The sequence below is a fragment of the Lyngbya sp. CCY1209 genome, assembly GCF_055795065.1.
Genome location: NZ_JAYFER010000647.1, coordinates 57,237 through 72,668, shown reverse-complemented (window position 1 = coordinate 72,668; position 15,432 = coordinate 57,237). Strand labels below are relative to the sequence as shown.

Here is a 15,432-nt window from a genome sequence, read left to right as displayed (position 1 = left end):
CAGTTAAGGCGATAGCTGGTCAGCTACCTGAAGGGGAGGGCACGAAGCCCCCGTGCTTCAGCCGGGGGTGCTGACCCGGCTCGTTACCCGACAATTTCCGTCAGTTTTGAACCCGACTGGAAATTGTTACGAACCCTCATTCTTTTCGGTAAAGGCTCGTCTTTTGCAATCCTTTATTATTGTATAGAATTTCAGAGATGGACTCAACCCCCCCCCCGACACTTTTAGCAAAACTTAAGATTTCCCCGCCGGGGAGGCGGAGAGGGTGTCGCCCGATTTTTCCGGGGCGGGGGGTTCAACTCCGATCTACAAATGCCCGTCGAAAAAAAATAAAATCTTTCTGGTATTGCCGTATACCGATTTTCGGCGACAGTACAATTGAGCTACCTTGCCACTCGGGGCACAAGAATAAAGATGCGATCGGAAAACGACAGTTATCACCGCGAGTGCAATAAAATTTTCACGTCAGCCACACGAGAGGTCCGGACAATGGAAAATGAAACCAATCCCTGGAGCGACATGGCCAATCAATGGGTCAAAACCTGGACGCAGACGGGGACGGAAATTTGGAAAGGCTGGTTCGACACCATGAACGCCTCCCTCACCTCGGGGACGGACGAAAACGGCCAGTCGGCATCGGGGTTCGCCGCCGGCCAGATGGCACAAAATCAAGCCGCATTGATGCACTTCCTGCAGTTCTCCTTTGAAGCCTGGAAAGATCTTTTACCCCAAGTCGAATCCGGTGCTAACTGGCAGGAAACCCTCGACAACTACTCCCGACAGGTCCGCCAACAAATCGAAGACTTCGCCGCCGGCCCGCGCAAATTAACCGAAAGCACGACGGGGTTATGGAAACTCTACGTCGGACAGATGCAGAAGTTTGGCCAGACCTGGATGAACTACACCGGCGCCGCGACGGTCCCCTTCAGCTCGGCGATGATGGGAAAAAGCGAGGCCCTCATTGAACTCAACAACCTCTATTGGGACCAACTCTATCAACCCACCTTCGGCACCGTTCTCCAGAGTCCGATGCTGGGGGTAAGTCGGGAGTTGAACGGCGCCGTGCTCCGCCACTTCCAAGCCTGGACTGACTTCTACCGGGCCAGCAACGATTATCAGGTCGTCCTCGCCGATATCCAGGTTCGCGCCTTCGGGAAGTTGATGGAAGAACTGGCCTCCCGCGCCAGCAAGGGGGAAAAAGTCGAAAGCTGGCGGCAGTTTCAGCAGTTGTGGAGCGTCACCATCGACGATGTTTTCGAGGAAACTTTCTGCTCGGAAGATCAGCTCAAAATTCGCGGCCGGTTCATCAATTCCCTCAACGCCTACCGCGTCGAGCAGCAAAAGTTGATGGAAATTTGGATGGGATCGCTGAATTTGCCCCTCCGCAGCGAAATCGACGAAATGCACAAGACCATTTACGAACTTCGCAAAGAGGTGAAATCTCTGAAAAAACAATTGGCGAATACGTCGGATTCCGAATCCGGAGAGGTGGCGAGTTCGAGTTGAGAGAAAAAAATTCCGAATCTTTCCCTCATTGACCTGACTCAATTTATTGTCGAGTTCAATTTGTTTTTGCTTGGAGGACATCAAGCCATGCTGCCGTTTGCATTGCAGATGGGTCTGGAAGACCTGACCCAGGAATACACCGACCTGACGGAAAAGATCGTCCACGGGATGGACAACCTCACCAGCTTGAAGGAGGAGGATATCGTTGTCGGCGTCACCCCCCGGGAGGCGGTCTACCAGGAAGATAAGGTGACGCTCTACCGCTTTGAATCGAAGGTGGAAAATCCCTTTCCGGTGCCGCTGCTGATCGTTTACGCTTTGGTGAACCGCCCCTTTATGGTAGACCTGCAGGAGGGCCGGTCTCTGGTGGCGAATTTGCTGAAGTTGGGGTTGGACGTCTATCTGATCGATTGGGGATATCCCACCCGCAGCGATCGCTGGCTGACCCTGGATGATTATATCAACGGTTACATCGATAATTGCGTCGATTTTATCCGCGATCGCCACGACCTGGACGCCATCAACCTGCTCGGCGTCTGCCAGGGGGGAACTTTCAGTCTCTGCTATTCTTCCCTGCATCCGGAAAAGGTGAAAAACCTGGTGACGATGGTGGCGCCGGTGGATTTTGAGATGCCCAACACCCTCCTCAACGCCCGGGGCGGCTGCACTCTGGGGGCGGAGGCGGTGGATATCGACCTTATGGTAGATGCGCTCGGAAATATTCCCGGCGATTATCTCAATATCGAGTTCCTGATGCTCAAACCCTTGCAACTGGGATATCAAAAATACCTCGACCTGCCCGAAATTATGGGCAGCCGCGATAAGTTGCTGAACTTCCTGCGGATGGAAAAGTGGATTTTTGACAGTCCCGACCAGGCCGGGGAAACCTACCGCCAGTTCCTCAAGGATTTCTATCAGGACAACAAGCTGATCAAAGGGGAGGTGATGCTCGGCGATCGCTCGGTGGATTTGAGCAATATTACCATGCCCGTCCTCAATCTCTACGCGGAAAAGGATCACCTCGTCCCGCCGTCGTCTTCCCTGGCTTTGGAAAACTACATCGCCAGCGATGATTACACCGCCCAATCCTTCCCCGTCGGCCACATCGGAATGTACGTCAGCGGCAAGGTGCAGCGGGATCTACCCCCGACGATTGTGGATTGGCTGAAAGCGCGTTGAATCCGGGTGGGGGGAAAGAATTGATCATTGATCATTGATCATTGATCATTGATCATTGATAATTATTAATTGATTTCCCCCTTCTCCCGACTCCCCCAAAAAAAACCCCCGAGAATGAACGCCCGGGGGAGGGGAGGATATTGTTGTTTGAGAACGGGGTTAATGGGGGGCGGAAATTAACTGACACTGGCTACATTTTTTTTCATGGTTTTGAAATATTCGCTCCACAGTTGCTTTTGAGCATCCAACATCATTTGGTTGGTCTGCTTTTGGGTGTCGAGGTAGGAGTTGACCATTTCCTCTTGCATTTTCAAGGTTTGCTCGAAGCTTTCCGAGAGGGGGGAAGCATCTTTTAAGTTGGGGAAACTCTCCATCCAAGTGTCGAACCACTTTTTCTGGAAGTCCATCATTTGCTTTTGGTAATCTTCAAATAGTTTGGTATCCATATTCCTATAACCGCTAAGTTCCCCATCACTTTTGAGGACGGGGCGGAAGTGAGGCGGCGGGTCACTCCCGACCGGACAAAACTCGGATTTGAGTTCGTTACCATTATAAGCTCAAACCGGGGTTGATGGCGATCGCAATTCTCGGGTTTGGCCGGAAATTTCGTCGGATTTTCCCCGGATTGCGGACGGTAAGTTTTGTTACAAAATCTCATCCTGATTCATCTCAAATCCACGGCGCGATCGCGGTTCCGAAAAAACGGCCGATTTCCACCCTTCCGAATCCGCCGTTGCCCGGGACACCGAAATTCGTTAAGCTCAATTTTACCTGGGATTAACTCAACGGTAATTTACAGGAAGCAACCGTGGCGAAGATCCGCGATCGCACCCGGTCGGAATCCCCTTCTGTCGGACTTCTCCGCCATCGGTTTGAATTGTGATTTTCTATACAAAACTGCCGCCAATCTGAGAGGCGGGCGTTCACCAAGAACTTTTTTATTAAGATTTGTTATGCTAGGCTTATAGTAACGGCGACTTAGGCGCCTTGTCAGCGGATTCTGATTTCATCACCCGCCCAGGAATACACCCTCGGGGCTCCGTGGAGAGATGTCGATATAGTGAGGTTCAAAGCGTCGCATGATGCCAGCACTTGCCACCCCAAAATTTGCAGCAGTCCAACAGAAAGTCCAACCCCGGAGAATTATCGCCTTGGGGGACAGTTTGATCTACGGATTTGGAGATCCGGTCGGCGGAGGCTGGGTCGAACGGTTGCGACGGCAGTGGATGTCTCCCGATCGCCCCGGACACGCCCTCTACAATTTGGGAATTCGGGGAAACGGCGTGGCCCAGGTGAGCCAGCGACTCGAACAGGAATTTCGCCAGCGGGGGGAACTGCGGAACCGTCTCCCCGATTTGATCATTTTGTCTGTCGGGGTGAACGATACGCCTCGCCTGAGACGGCCCGACGGGCGCGCGCTCACGGATTTTAACGCCTTCCGCATCCAGATGGCCAACCTCCTCGATCTCGCCCAAAGTTTGTGTCCGGTGATTTTCGTCGGCATGACCCCCATTGACGAAAAACAGATGCCCTTCTTGGGTTGTATGTATTACAACCACGCCGACCAATATGCCTATAAAGAAGCAACGCGGCTGGCCTGTGCAGTGCGGGATATTCCCTATTTAGATATTTTCGATCGCTGGATTGCCCGGGGAGAAGATTGGGTGCGATCACAACTGTGCTCCGACGGCCTGCACCCCAACGTCCAGGGCTATCAAACCCTATTTGAAGAAGTGCAAAATTGGGAACCGATCGCCGAATTGGGTTGAGGGAGTCGGGAGTAAGGAGTGGGAAGTCGGGGCGATTTTTTGACCGCCCCCAGCGATTCCCTATTTGTTGGCGACCAACGGCATTTGTTTCATCGTATCGAAATAAGTATTCGACCACTGCTTTTGCAGGTTGGTAGCTGTGTCGATCGCATCTTGTTGGATCTTGAAGCTGGCTTTCACCGCTTCTTCTTGAGCTTCCAACGCCTTTCCGAACATTTCCGAAGCGTCGGGGAGATCCTTGACGTCCGGGATGCTATTTTTCCAGGCGTCGATCCACTGATTTTGCCAATCTTGCCATTGCTGTTGGTAGTCTTCAAACCAAATCTTACTCATGATCAATTAACCGCTAAATGAATGGGGCGAGAAGCCGGACGGATCGCGACGGCTTCCGGTGGACTGGCCAACGGTCCGCATCCTGGGGCGATCGCGAAGGGTCCGAGATCGTCGGCCGGAGAAAAGTTGAAGGTCAGTTCTGTCTCGTCTCTAGGTAATTATACCAACCCTTCCCGGAATTGAATAGCAGATCCCCCCCGTCGCAAGTGGTGAAAACCGAAAAGGGGCAGAGGAAGCGGAGGAGGCAGAGGAAGCGGAGGAAGCGGAGGAGAAAATCAATTATTAATTGTTAATTGTTAATTGTTTTGCCGTTTCAGACATTCGATCGCCTCGGATGTCTCCACCTGGGGGAATTCCTCGTAAAAGCGGCTGACGCTGAGAAAAATATGTGGCGTCTCCAAAACGATGAGGCGATCGCAATATTCCCTTACAGACGGGAGGACCTCGAAGGGGGCGACGGGGACGCAGATCCAGATCGCCGCCGGTTTTTGCGATCGCACGGCACCCACAGCCACTTCTACTGTCATCCCCGTGGCGATACCGTCATCCACCAGCAAAATCAGGCGATCGGCGATCGCGACCGGGGGACAGTAAGTGGCGAACTGCTGCCATTGGTTCTGGGCTTTGATGTGGGCGTGGCGGAGGATCGAGTGCTGGTCGGAAAAACTGCCGGGGCGGCGGTCAGACCAAAGCACATAGCCGTCCGACGTCACGGCCCCCAAGGCCAATTCCGGATTTTCCGGCAGAGTAATTTTTTTGGCAACCACCACGCTCAGGGGACAGCCCAGACGGCGGGCGACGGGTTCGGCGACGGGCAAACCGCCGCGCGGCAGGGCGTACACCAGGGGGGAGGCCAGGGAGGCCATCTGCAATTTTTCCAAATCTGCGGCGATCACTTCGGCCAGTTCTTCGCCGGCGTGGGTGCGATCGCGAAATAGGGGGTTGGGGAACATGATCGGCTCGCCCTCCGCAGTCCCATCACCTCTATAATGGCTGTTGTGGATGCGACCCGCAACTGTTTGCGATCATACCTGGGCGCAAGCCTTGCGCCCCTACAATCTACAATTTCTTCCATGTCCGACGACGACCAACAACTGAATCTATTCGATCTCTCCCCTATCGATTCGTCCCCCCCCGCCGTCCCGGATTTCGACCCGGAACGGATTCCCACGGATGCCAAAGTTCCCATCCCGCCGGGAACCTATCAGACGATGGAACAAATTTCCGAGCACTGCAATCGATGCGATCGCTGCGAACTCGGCCAAAACCGCACCCACGCCGTCATCGGCCGGGGCAACCCGAACGCCCCGATCATGATTATCGGCGAAGCCCCGGGACAGAATGAAGACGAACAGGGGCTCCCCTTCGTGGGCAAGTCGGGGCAACTCTTGGATAAAATTTTGGAGTCCGTCAAACTGAGCACCGATCGCGAAGTTTACATCTCCAACGCCATCCGCTGCCGCCCCCCCGGCAACCGCACCCCGTCGGCGGGGGAACTGGAAGCCTGCAAGCCCTATCTGTTGGAACAGATCCGCCTCATCGACCCGAAAATTATCCTCCTCACTGGGGCGACGGCGGTGAAATCCCTGCTGGGGGACAAGCGCGGCATCACCAAAATTCGCGGCCAGTGGATGAAGTGGGAGGGCCGGGACTGTATGCCGATTTTCCACCCCGCCTACCTGTTGCGGAACCCGTCCAAGGAACCGGGCAAACCCAAATGGCTGATGTGGCAGGACATTCAGGAGGTGCGGAAACGACTTGAATCAATTAACAATTAACAATCAATAATTAATAATTAAGACTGGAAACTGGGTTTCTAGGGGAATTTGGGGGAGAATGAGAGATTGGGGTAGAAACCCGGTTTCTAAAAACTCGGTTGCCCCGACAAATTCTCTTCCCTATTCCCTATTCCCTATTCCCTACTCCCGACTCCCCACTCCCTACTCCCGACTCCCTCACAGTCTCTCAACCACAGACGGATCGCTTGTGCGATCGCGCTTTTGCTGCTGTCCCAGGGTTGGGGGAAGAGTTGGTATCCGGGGTAGGGGTCGGATTGGGAGTACAGTTTCACCAGTTCCCAGCCGTCGGGGGTGCGGCGCAGAAAGAGCCAGTGGTAGCGGTGAAAGGCGATCGCACGACTGTTTTGATAAAATCGCTCCCGGGTGGCGATGAAGGCTCGGTGGAGGTCGTCTGAGGGGGGTAAATTGGGGGCGATGGGGAGGGGTTCTGGGGGGGGTGCGGTGGCGAAGATGACGGTGGTGCCGGGATCTCGCGGGTCGGTTGCGGGGGGCGATCGCTGGATGACGCGGTTGGCGTAGGCGGGTAAATCTTTGACTAATTCGGCGGTCAGGGTGTCCAATTCGGTGGGACAGTTGCCGGTTTGGGCGAGTTGTTCTGGAGGGGGTGCGATCACCGGTTCCGGGGGCGTCCGTTGCGGCCAGTCGGGACCGGCGATTCCCAGGGTCAGCCACAGACTCCCGAGGACTGTCGCGACTCGGCTCGAAATTTGCAGGGATTGGAGATCAAACATTCGGGAGGCTGACAAGCGATCGAGCCAGGATGGGATTTTATCATCGATTTGAATGGTTTTGGCAACCGGGCCGGGATGGTTCCCCAGATTTAACCGAGAAGGTACGGATGTTTCGCCAATTTGGGGGAATTCCCGACACTCCGGCGCCTTTAAGCGATTGCCCTCAAGACGTTACAGTATAGATAAGAATTGGGGTGGGAGAGCAGTTGATAATTGATAATTGACAATTGACAATTGTCAGATCTTGTCCCTTCCCGATTCTGAAATGACGGACTGGAGAGAGTTCCGGTTCCGAGGAGAGATAGGATAATTTATGCTCAAAAAACTGTTTGCAATTGTCAAACCCTTTTTTAAACCCCTGATCGCGATCGCCCTGATTCTCGCACTGGGATTCGGCCACGCGGATAACGCTTTGGCGGCCCGGAGTGGGGGTCGCATCGGCGGCGGTTCGTTCCGCGCCCCGAGTCGCACGTTTGCCCCGTCTCCCCGGTCGGCTCCGGGCGGCGGCGGATACTACGGCGGCCGCGGATTCGGATTTCCGTTTTTGCTTCCGTTCTTCGGATTCGGCGGGTTCGGCGGGATCTTTTCGATCCTGATCGTGATCGCGATCGCCAACTTTATTATTAGAAGTTTCCGGGCCGTCGGCGAGGGCGTCCAGGAGGCGGAAGTCACCAATCCGAAGGTTTCGATCGCCCAAGTTCAGGTCGGTTTGTTAGCTGAAGGTCGCGGCTTGCAGGCGGATCTCGATCGCCTCGCCGCCACGGCGGACACGGGGTCGGCGGAAGGTCGCGCCCAGGTGTTGCAGGAGGCGACTTTGGCACTGTTACGCCACCCGGAATATTGGGTGTACGGTGCCAGCACTTCCGACCAAATGCGGTTGAATTCGGCGGAGGCTAAGTTCAATCAATTGGCGATCGCGGAGCGGAGTAAGTTCACCGAAGAAACCCTCTCCAACGTCAACAATCAACGCATCGGCGGCGGGGAAACGGAGGGCGCGATCGTCCCCCAAGACACCCCGGAAAATCCCGGCGAATATATTATCGTCACGTTGGTTGTGGGTACGTTGGGGCAGTTGGATTTGCCCAAAATTGAGAGTTCCCAAGACCTGCGAGTTGCGATCGGCCGTCTGGGTTCCGTCGGCAGCGAACAGTTGTTGGCGGTGGAGGTGCTCTGGACTCCCCAAGCCAGCGGCGACACCCTCAGCAGCGACGATGTTTTGGCTTACTATCCCAATCTGAGATTGGTGTAATTTTCACTCGATAGTTTGTAATTTCCCCGAGGCGATCGGGGATTTTTTTTGACTGCATAAGTTTAGTCGGTGGGGGGTAGAAACCGGGTTTCTAGAAGGATCTTTCATCGCAACCCATCAACTCTCATAGAAACCCGGTTTCTTATCAGTGTCGGGTGGGGGGTAGAAACCGGGTTTCTAGAAGGATCTTTCATGGCAACCCATTAACTCTCATAGAAACCCGGTTTCTTATCAGTGTCGGGTGAGGCGTAGAAACCGGGTTTCTCGAAGGATATTTCATGGCAACCCATCAACTCTCATAGAAACCCGGTTTCTTATTATCCGAGGCGATCGGGGATTTTTTGAGAAATGTTAAGCAGGTTGTCTTTTCAGCTTTACAAAACGCTACGTTTTAGCTCTGGACACTGGCCATTATCCCGGAGACGATCGCACCCCATTTCTCTCCACCCTCGATTTCCGACTCTGACCAACGCTAAAATATACGGGCGATCGCATTCTCTCAATCGGGTTTATAATGCGATCGCCCCCTTTCATCTATATCTATCAGGATGATCCGTACTGCGATGAATATCGACGCGATCGAACAACGTTTGGGCATCAGCCTGGAAACCATCAAAGAATTTTGCCAAAACTGGAAAATTCAAAAATTAGATCTATTCGGTTCCGTGTTGCGAGATGACTTTACAGATGAAAGCGATATCGATTTTTTGGTGACATTTGACCCCGAAGCCAAGGTCAGCTTGTTCGATTTAGAAGAAATTGAAAATCAGCTTGCAATGATTCTCAAGCGTGAAGTCGATATCGTTTCTCGGAAGGCGATCGAAATTCTGCGCCAATCAGTTCATAATCTTGGTGGAGCGATAGCTTACCCAATTGTAGCTTGATGGCAATTTCCCACAGGCTGGCAATACTGAGATAGACCGTTTCTGCTGTATCAATTGTCTCTCTCAAAGTTTCTGGCAGGCTGGGACTATTAGCTGTGAGCCAGATAAATGTGTGAGTATCTAATAGAAAAGCCATCACCACATATAATCCTGAAAATCTTCCAGGGGTTCGTCAAAATCGTCGGGTAATGGTAAAACAAACATCCCCTGCAAAATGCCAGAACGTCGTTTTTTGCCGGTGCTATTCTCGGAAGTCTTGCGATCGCCGTACTTGGATAGCAAGTAGGTGGCGTAGTTCAAAACCTCTCGCTTGAGTTCTTCCGGCATCTGGGATAAGGTTTGCTCGATCGCCGCATCAACAGTCATCGTTTTCCCTCCTGATTTTTAACCAAAAACATCACCCGTCGCGAATGAGTTTTTCGACTTCCGCTTGGTACTGCATAACCCGCAATCTGGACATCTGGCGACTCCTGAAATAGACTGAGTGAATTAGCAGCCGAACGCTCGACCGAGAAACCGGGTTTCTTCCCCGCCCAAATTGAAATATACTTTAGCCTATCAAATTCTATTCCATTTCCCAATGGGTAAAATGTAAATTGTTATGAAGGGCGATCGCATTCTCTCAATCGGGTTTATAATGCGATCGCCCCGACAGTTGAAAATCCTAAGCCGGACACTTTTCTTTCAGCAGTTGACACACTTCCTCATCCGACGTTTGGGAGAAATTGTTGTACCACAAACCGACGGACAAAAACGGGTGGGGCGTTTCAGTACAGAAAACGCGATCGGCCACATCCTGCAACTCGTCGCAGGTTTCCACCGCCGCCACCGGGACCGCCACCACGATTTCTCGGGGTTGCTGCTGCCGCAGGGCTTGGATGGCCACCCGCATCGTCGCCCCCGTCGCCAAACCGTCGTCGATGATGATGGCGATTTTGTCCGTGACGTTGAGGGGGGGCCTGTCGCCCCGGTACAGTTGCTCGCGGCGGTGGAGCTCCCGCGTTTCGGCTTCGGCGACTGTTTCGATCGCCCCCCGGGATAACCTCAAACTCCTGACAATCTGCGGGTTCAGGTAGCGGACGTCGCCGGATGCGATCGCCCCCATCGCTAATTCTGAATGGCCGGGAACCCCCAATTTTCGGACTAAAAGCACGTCCAGGGGGACATCGAGGATTTGGGCGACTTCGTAGGCGACGGGGACACCTCCCCGGGGCAGTCCCAACGCCACCGCGTCGGGGTTGTTCCCGTAGGTGGATCTCAACTCCCGTCCCAGGCGGCGGCCCGCTTCAATTCGATCGCGGAATATCATGGTGGTTCCTCCTATTCTTCGTCGTCAGTTTTGGAGGGAATCGCTTCTTCGGGATCTTCCCCCAGAAAGTCCTGGGGATCGGTGGTGGGGCTGATGGCGATATCCTTCCAGGCTTCGGCTTCCGGCTGTTGCGGCTCGACTTCGCGATTTTGCTCTCGGGTCTGCTCTTGAGCCATAACTGTTCCTCAATTCTTCTCGATATCCCGCCGTCGCGGGTATCGGATCTTTGTCTATTTTGCCTCCCACCGCCTCCGGTTTTCGTCTGGCTTGGGGAAGAGTTTTTCGGTGGCGACGGGCGATCGCAACGACCCAATGCCCAATTGCCGACACAATTTTGTTAGCATGGTTGAAAGGAATATTGCCGATATTGAAATATCAAATCGGCTGTAAAACTCGTCAATTTGAAAGACAGACGATGGTATATTTGTTCCGGGCAGATGGGAAAATGGTGGAGAAGCGATCACTCCCGACAGAATTAAAATTGCCACTATTATAGCACAAACAATTTTGATTTTGTTTAAAGAATTGTAAATAATTTTGATATTTTGGGTGCGTTGCGGTTCGGAAAACCAGGAGATAAATCGATGAAAAGCAGTTGGCTGAAATTGAGTCTGGGGCTGATTTGTGACGCGACAATGGCGGTTATTTTATTTCCCGCGATTGCCCAAACTCAACCCGTCACCCCCGCCGCAGACGGGACGGGAACGGTTGTCGATGTACAAGGAAATCAGTTCGACATCCGGGGCGGTTCCCTCGCCGGGGACGGTCAGAATTTGTTTCACAGTTTCCAACAATTCGGACTCTCGGAAGGGCAGGTCGCCAACTTTTTATCGAATCCCGAAATTCGCAATATTTTGGGTCGGGTCGTGGGCGGGGATGCTTCGATTATCCACGGTTTGATTCAGGTGACAGGGGGCAATTCCAACCTATTTTTGATGAATCCGGCTGGTATTGTTTTCGGCCCCAACGCCCGTTTGAATGTCCCGGGCGATTTTACCGTCACCACCGCCACGGGTATCGAATTTGGGAATAACTGGTTTGACGCGATCGCCGATAATAATTATCGCAGTTTTGTGGGGACTCCCAGCGGGTATTTATTCGCGATCGACCGGCCGGGGGCGATCGTCAACCAGGGCAATTTGACCTTAGATGCCGGACACAATTTGACCCTGCTGGGTGGAACGGTCATCAATACCGGAAATCTGTCGGTTTCGGGGGGTAATATTACCATCGCGGCCGTCCCCGGAGAGAGTCGGGTTCGCATTTCCCACGTCGGACAACTTTTGAGCTTGGAAATCTCCGCCCTGCCGTCGGAAAGCACTCACCATTATCCTATCACACCTTTGGATTTTCCGCAACTGTTGGCGGGGGATGATACCGTCAACGCGAATACCGTCAGCGTCAATACCAACGGCGAAATCGTTCTTGGTCATTCCGAGACGACAGTACCGAATCGGGCCGGAAGTGCGATCGCATCCGGAACCCTTTCGACGGCGGAAACGGAAAGCGGGACGGGCGGAACCGTGGGTATTTTTGGCGAAGCGGTCGCCGTTGTCGATGGCGAAATTTCGGCATCGGGAACCGACGGCGGGGGCAGTATTTACGTCGGCGGCGGTTATCGCGGAAATGGGGATTTTCCCAACTCTCGGACGACGACCATTGACGGTCTTTCCGTCCTATCCGCAAATTCGATAACCGGAGATGGCGGGGATATTGTCATTTGGTCGGACGGAAATACTTATTTTTCGGGAACCGCAACGGCGATGGGAATCAATGGCGGGTTTGTGGAAGTGTCGGGCGAAGGGAACTTGCAGTTTTTGGGGAGTGTGAATGTCGGGGGAATCTCGGGAGAACCGGGGACGCTATTACTCGACCCGAGAAATTTGACGGTTGTGGAAGGGGGCGAGGGTGAAACGACTCGGGAAGGCGATAGTATCGTTAGTACAAATAGTCTGGCGGAATCCGAGGGCAATATTATTTTGGATGCCGACAACGATATTACTGTCGAGGGCGATATTGTTGTCGAGACTTCGGTGGAATTGCGGGCGGGACGCAGTATTAATTTAAAGGCCGATATCGATACGTCCGCCGGGAATGGGGAAATTTCGTTATTCGGCAATCGCGACGAGATGGATGGAAATGTCCGCGAAGCGGGGGCGGCAAATATTTTTCAGGCGGAAGGGACCCGACTGAATGCCGGGGAAGGGAATATTTTTATCGAGTTGGGCGGTTTGGGGGAAGTCGGAAATATCGAGTTGGGCAATTTGACGACAACTGGGGATTTAACCGTCCACGCCAACGGCGGCAGCGTTTTTCGGGGGGCGGGGACTCCTTTGATTGAGGCGGGGAGGGCGAGTTTTATTACTGCTGGAGACGGACAAATCGGGTCGATTTCAGAACCGTTGGGGATTGATGCGGGGAATTTGGAAGCCGCCGCTGGGTTGGGGGGGCTATTTTTTCAGGCTGTCGGCGACGTGACGGTTGGCGGCGTGACGGATGAGTTGTCGGGACTGACGACGACGGGGGGAGGAGAAATCGTCCTGAATGCGGGGGGCGATTTGCGGGTGGCGGAGAATATTTCGACGGCGACGATAGAAGAAGCGGGGAGGACGGGAAATATTACCCTCGATGCGGAAGGGGAAGTGGATACGACGGGAGGGGTTATCGATTCTACTGCTTTGAGTGGGCGGGGCGGGGATATTCAAATAACCGCGACTGACGATATGATGACGGGGGATATTATATCGGGGGCTTTAGGAGTCCGCCGGGAGTCGGCGACAGTCGGCGACGGAGATTTGAACTCCGAAAACCTGCAACCGGGACAACCGCCGCCGCCGGGAGGGAGTCCCCCCAACGGCGGCAATATCACCCTTGCCAGTCGGGAGGGAAATATCGATACGACGGGGGGAGAGTTGTATTCGGGGGCTCTCGCCGGAGAGGGGGGAAATATGACGCTGGAAGCTGCGGGGGATGTCGCCGTCGGAGTTTTGGACGCGGCGGGAGAAGTCGAGGGGGGAAATATTACCTTAATTGGCAGTCCGTGGTGAATAATTGATAATTGATAATTGATAAGGACCCGCCTTGGGTGGGGATGAAGAAACCGGGTTTCTAGGAGGGTTTTTTGTGGGGATGAGAGATGCTGGTAGAAACCCGGTTTCTCGGTTTATCCGAGTTGCTACGGTTTTAACCGCCAACCGGGTTTGACGGTTTGATGTTCCCGGGCGATCGCCAAGCAGTCGTCGGGCACGTCGTCGGTGATGACAGAACCGGCGGCGATGGTGACATCTTCTCCCACGGTAATGGGCGCCACCAGGACGCTATTTGAACCGGTTTTGGTGCGATCGCCGATGGTGGTGTGGTGCTTTTTCACCCCGTCGTAATTGGCAGTAATCGTCCCCGCCCCGACGTTCACTTGTTGGCCGAGGGTGGCGTCGCCGATGTAGGATAAATGGGCGATATTGGTGCGATCGCCGACCGTGGCGTTTTTCAATTCCACGAAATTGCCGATCCGACATCCCGCCCCGACGTCCGCATGGCCCCGCAGGTGGGCGTAGGGACCGATGCGAGTATTGTCCGCGATCGCACTGTTGGACACCACCGAATACAATACTGTCACGTTTGCCCCGATCTGGCTGTTTTCGATCAAACTTCCCGGCCCGATGCGACTCCCCGACCGGATCGCGGTCTGCCCCCGCAAATGGGTTTGGGGCTCGATAATCACATCCGCCTCCAATTTCACCGTATCATCGATGGTGATACTGTCGGGGTCGATCAGCGTCACCCCGGCATCCATCCAAGCCTCCTTCACCCAATCCTGCAAGATGTCGTGGGCGGCGGCGAGGTGGCGGCGGTTGTTGATGCCCATGATTTCCCGGAAATCGTCCACATCCACGGCCATGACGGGGCTGAGGTGGCGGACTGTATCGGTCAAATAATATTCCTGCTGGTCGTTGTCCGCCTTCAGGTCGGGGAGAATTTTCGCCAACGCCGGCCAGTTAAAACAGTATACCCCCGCGTTGATGCGGTGATTTTGCTTTTGGGCGTCGGTACAGTCCCGATGTTCGACGATCTGCTTGACGCGGTTCTGGCTGTCGCAAAACACCCGGCCGTATCCCGTCGGGTTCGGCAGGTTCGCCGTCAAGATGGTGGCAGCGTTGCCCTGTTTTTTGTGGAGGTCCATCAACTGTTCCAGGGTTTCGGGACGCAACAGCGGCACGTCTCCGTTGAGAACCAGCAGATCCCCTGTAAAATCCTCGAGGTGGGGCAGAAGTTGCTGGATGGCGTGGCCGGTCCCCAACTGTTCCTTCTGTTCGACAAATTCGAGATCTTCCCCCGGATAGGTTTCCGTGAGGGAGTTGCGGACGCGATGGCCTTCGTAACCCACGATCACCAGCCGCCTCGACGGCCGCAAACCCCGGGCACTTTCCAAAACCCATTGGACGAGCGATCGCCCCCCTAATTCGTGTAAAACTTTGGGCAGGTCGGATTTCATGCGCGTTCCCCGCCCCGCCGCTAGAATTGCTACTGCTACCATCAAACGTTTTCGGTGTCAGTGTTCAAGTACAGATGCGAGCGATCGCACCCGTGGATTATTTCCAAAAAACCTACTAATTATATTACTCGTTCGGGTTCACTTACACAAAATTATGAATTGATAATTGTCAATTGTCAAT

General features: G+C 53.9%; 16 protein-coding genes. 7 read left to right on the top strand and 9 right to left on the bottom strand.

All coding sequences use genetic code 11. The features are described 5' to 3' along the window. Positions 1-489 precede the first annotated feature (489 nt). Both phaE and AC0QHF_RS26620 read left to right on the top strand, forming a co-directional pair. Positions 490-1,506, top strand: coding sequence for a class III poly(R)-hydroxyalkanoic acid synthase subunit PhaE (gene phaE / locus AC0QHF_RS26625; RefSeq protein WP_324707302.1), 1,017 nt, complete (start codon positions 490-492; stop codon positions 1,504-1,506). Positions 1,507-1,593: 87 nt separating this feature from the next. Further along, positions 1,594-2,685 (top strand): class III poly(R)-hydroxyalkanoic acid synthase subunit PhaC, encoded by a 1,092-nt coding sequence (locus AC0QHF_RS26620; RefSeq protein ID WP_324707301.1) that lies wholly within the window; start codon positions 1,594-1,596, stop codon positions 2,683-2,685. 176 nt (positions 2,686-2,861) lie between these two features. On the opposite strand, the gene AC0QHF_RS26615 is transcribed toward AC0QHF_RS26620, so the two are convergent. Then, positions 2,862-3,131: a thylakoid-associated protein gene (locus AC0QHF_RS26615; protein WP_324707300.1), complete on the bottom strand. Its 270-nt coding sequence runs from the start codon at positions 3,129-3,131 to the stop codon at positions 2,862-2,864. A 633-nt stretch (positions 3,132-3,764) separates the two neighbouring features. On the opposite strand from AC0QHF_RS26615, the gene AC0QHF_RS26610 reads away from it, so the two are divergent. After that, positions 3,765-4,454, top strand: coding sequence for a GDSL-type esterase/lipase family protein (locus AC0QHF_RS26610; RefSeq protein ID WP_324707299.1), 690 nt, complete (start codon positions 3,765-3,767; stop codon positions 4,452-4,454). 60 nt (positions 4,455-4,514) lie between these two features. On the opposite strand, the gene AC0QHF_RS26605 is transcribed toward AC0QHF_RS26610, so the two are convergent. Together AC0QHF_RS26605 and AC0QHF_RS26600 are read right to left on the bottom strand one after the other, a co-directional pair. After that, complete coding sequence (locus AC0QHF_RS26605; protein ID WP_324707298.1) at positions 4,515-4,787, bottom strand: hypothetical protein; 273 nt, start codon at positions 4,785-4,787, stop codon at positions 4,515-4,517. Positions 4,788-5,083: 296 nt separating this feature from the next. Beyond that, on the bottom strand, positions 5,084-5,740 hold the full coding sequence (locus AC0QHF_RS26600; protein WP_324707297.1) for a phosphoribosyltransferase: 657 nt from the start codon (positions 5,738-5,740) through the stop codon (positions 5,084-5,086). Between the two features lie 120 nt (positions 5,741-5,860). On the opposite strand from AC0QHF_RS26600, the gene AC0QHF_RS26595 reads away from it, so the two are divergent. Further along, the gene (locus AC0QHF_RS26595; RefSeq protein ID WP_324707296.1) at positions 5,861-6,565 is read left to right on the top strand and encodes a uracil-DNA glycosylase; all 705 of its coding nucleotides are present in this window, start codon (positions 5,861-5,863) and stop codon (positions 6,563-6,565) included. A gap of 134 nt (positions 6,566-6,699) precedes the next feature. On the opposite strand, the gene AC0QHF_RS26590 is transcribed toward AC0QHF_RS26595, so the two are convergent. Then, the gene (locus tag AC0QHF_RS26590) at positions 6,700-7,317 is read right to left on the bottom strand and encodes a hypothetical protein (RefSeq protein WP_324707295.1); all 618 of its coding nucleotides are present in this window, start codon (positions 7,315-7,317) and stop codon (positions 6,700-6,702) included. A 313-nt stretch (positions 7,318-7,630) separates the two neighbouring features. Between AC0QHF_RS26590 and AC0QHF_RS26585 the strand changes: the two genes are divergently transcribed. Both AC0QHF_RS26585 and AC0QHF_RS26580 read left to right on the top strand, forming a co-directional pair. Next, positions 7,631-8,566 carry a DUF1517 domain-containing protein gene (locus AC0QHF_RS26585; protein ID WP_324707294.1) on the top strand — a complete coding sequence of 312 codons (936 nt, stop codon included), beginning with the start codon at positions 7,631-7,633 and terminating at the stop codon, positions 8,564-8,566. A 563-nt stretch (positions 8,567-9,129) separates the two neighbouring features. Then, positions 9,130-9,450: a nucleotidyltransferase family protein gene (locus tag AC0QHF_RS26580; protein WP_324707293.1), complete on the top strand. Its 321-nt coding sequence runs from the start codon at positions 9,130-9,132 to the stop codon at positions 9,448-9,450. Here AC0QHF_RS26580 and AC0QHF_RS26575 read toward each other — a convergent pair. The 4 genes from AC0QHF_RS26575 to AC0QHF_RS26560 form a co-directional block, all read right to left on the bottom strand. Beyond that, positions 9,350-9,586 carry a PIN domain-containing protein gene (locus tag AC0QHF_RS26575; protein WP_324707292.1) on the bottom strand — a complete coding sequence of 79 codons (237 nt, stop codon included), beginning with the start codon at positions 9,584-9,586 and terminating at the stop codon, positions 9,350-9,352. The genes AC0QHF_RS26580 and AC0QHF_RS26575 overlap by 101 nt on opposite strands. Next, entirely contained in the window at positions 9,586-9,816 is a 231-nt protein-coding gene (vapB, locus tag AC0QHF_RS26570) for a type II toxin-antitoxin system VapB family antitoxin (RefSeq protein ID WP_324707291.1), read from the bottom strand. Before vapB ends, AC0QHF_RS26575 begins: the two co-directional genes overlap by 1 nt. Before the next feature lie 298 nt (positions 9,817-10,114). Further along, positions 10,115-10,759, bottom strand: coding sequence for a phosphoribosyltransferase (locus AC0QHF_RS26565; protein ID WP_324707290.1), 645 nt, complete (start codon positions 10,757-10,759; stop codon positions 10,115-10,117). 11 nt (positions 10,760-10,770) lie between these two features. Beyond that, on the bottom strand, positions 10,771-10,935 hold the full coding sequence (locus tag AC0QHF_RS26560; protein ID WP_324707289.1) for a hypothetical protein: 165 nt from the start codon (positions 10,933-10,935) through the stop codon (positions 10,771-10,773). A gap of 408 nt (positions 10,936-11,343) precedes the next feature. Here AC0QHF_RS26560 and AC0QHF_RS26555 point away from each other — a divergent pair, with 408 nt between their 5' ends. After that, positions 11,344-13,806 (top strand): two-partner secretion domain-containing protein, encoded by a 2,463-nt coding sequence (locus tag AC0QHF_RS26555; RefSeq protein ID WP_324707288.1) that lies wholly within the window; start codon positions 11,344-11,346, stop codon positions 13,804-13,806. A 128-nt stretch (positions 13,807-13,934) separates the two neighbouring features. Here the strand turns inward: AC0QHF_RS26555 and glmU are convergent, their stop codons facing one another. Further along, on the bottom strand, positions 13,935-15,293 hold the full coding sequence (gene glmU, locus AC0QHF_RS26550) for a bifunctional UDP-N-acetylglucosamine diphosphorylase/glucosamine-1-phosphate N-acetyltransferase GlmU (protein WP_324707287.1): 1,359 nt from the start codon (positions 15,291-15,293) through the stop codon (positions 13,935-13,937). Between the last annotated feature and the right edge of the window lie 139 nt (positions 15,294-15,432).

What these genes read in the sequence shown, in the direction of transcription:
- phaE (WP_324707302.1), top strand. Translation starts at nt 490, where the DNA reads ATGGAAAATGAAACCAATCCCTGGAGCGACATGGCCAATCAATGGGTC.
- AC0QHF_RS26620 (WP_324707301.1), top strand. Translation starts at nt 1,594, where the DNA reads ATGCTGCCGTTTGCATTGCAGATGGGTCTGGAAGACCTGACCCAGGAA.
- AC0QHF_RS26615 (WP_324707300.1), bottom strand. Translation starts at nt 3,131, where the DNA reads ATGGATACCAAACTATTTGAAGATTACCAAAAGCAAATGATGGACTTC.
- AC0QHF_RS26610 (WP_324707299.1), top strand. Translation starts at nt 3,765, where the DNA reads ATGATGCCAGCACTTGCCACCCCAAAATTTGCAGCAGTCCAACAGAAA.
- AC0QHF_RS26605 (WP_324707298.1), bottom strand. Translation starts at nt 4,787, where the DNA reads ATGAGTAAGATTTGGTTTGAAGACTACCAACAGCAATGGCAAGATTGG.
- AC0QHF_RS26600 (WP_324707297.1), bottom strand. Translation starts at nt 5,740, where the DNA reads ATGTTCCCCAACCCCCTATTTCGCGATCGCACCCACGCCGGCGAAGAA.
- AC0QHF_RS26595 (WP_324707296.1), top strand. Translation starts at nt 5,861, where the DNA reads ATGTCCGACGACGACCAACAACTGAATCTATTCGATCTCTCCCCTATC.
- AC0QHF_RS26590 (WP_324707295.1), bottom strand. Translation starts at nt 7,317, where the DNA reads ATGTTTGATCTCCAATCCCTGCAAATTTCGAGCCGAGTCGCGACAGTC.
- AC0QHF_RS26585 (WP_324707294.1), top strand. Translation starts at nt 7,631, where the DNA reads ATGCTCAAAAAACTGTTTGCAATTGTCAAACCCTTTTTTAAACCCCTG.
- AC0QHF_RS26580 (WP_324707293.1), top strand. Translation starts at nt 9,130, where the DNA reads ATGAATATCGACGCGATCGAACAACGTTTGGGCATCAGCCTGGAAACC.
- AC0QHF_RS26575 (WP_324707292.1), bottom strand. Translation starts at nt 9,586, where the DNA reads ATGGCTTTTCTATTAGATACTCACACATTTATCTGGCTCACAGCTAAT.
- vapB (WP_324707291.1), bottom strand. Translation starts at nt 9,816, where the DNA reads ATGACTGTTGATGCGGCGATCGAGCAAACCTTATCCCAGATGCCGGAA.
- AC0QHF_RS26565 (WP_324707290.1), bottom strand. Translation starts at nt 10,759, where the DNA reads ATGATATTCCGCGATCGAATTGAAGCGGGCCGCCGCCTGGGACGGGAG.
- AC0QHF_RS26560 (WP_324707289.1), bottom strand. Translation starts at nt 10,935, where the DNA reads ATGGCTCAAGAGCAGACCCGAGAGCAAAATCGCGAAGTCGAGCCGCAA.
- AC0QHF_RS26555 (WP_324707288.1), top strand. Translation starts at nt 11,344, where the DNA reads ATGAAAAGCAGTTGGCTGAAATTGAGTCTGGGGCTGATTTGTGACGCG.
- glmU (WP_324707287.1), bottom strand. Translation starts at nt 15,293, where the DNA reads ATGGTAGCAGTAGCAATTCTAGCGGCGGGGCGGGGAACGCGCATGAAA.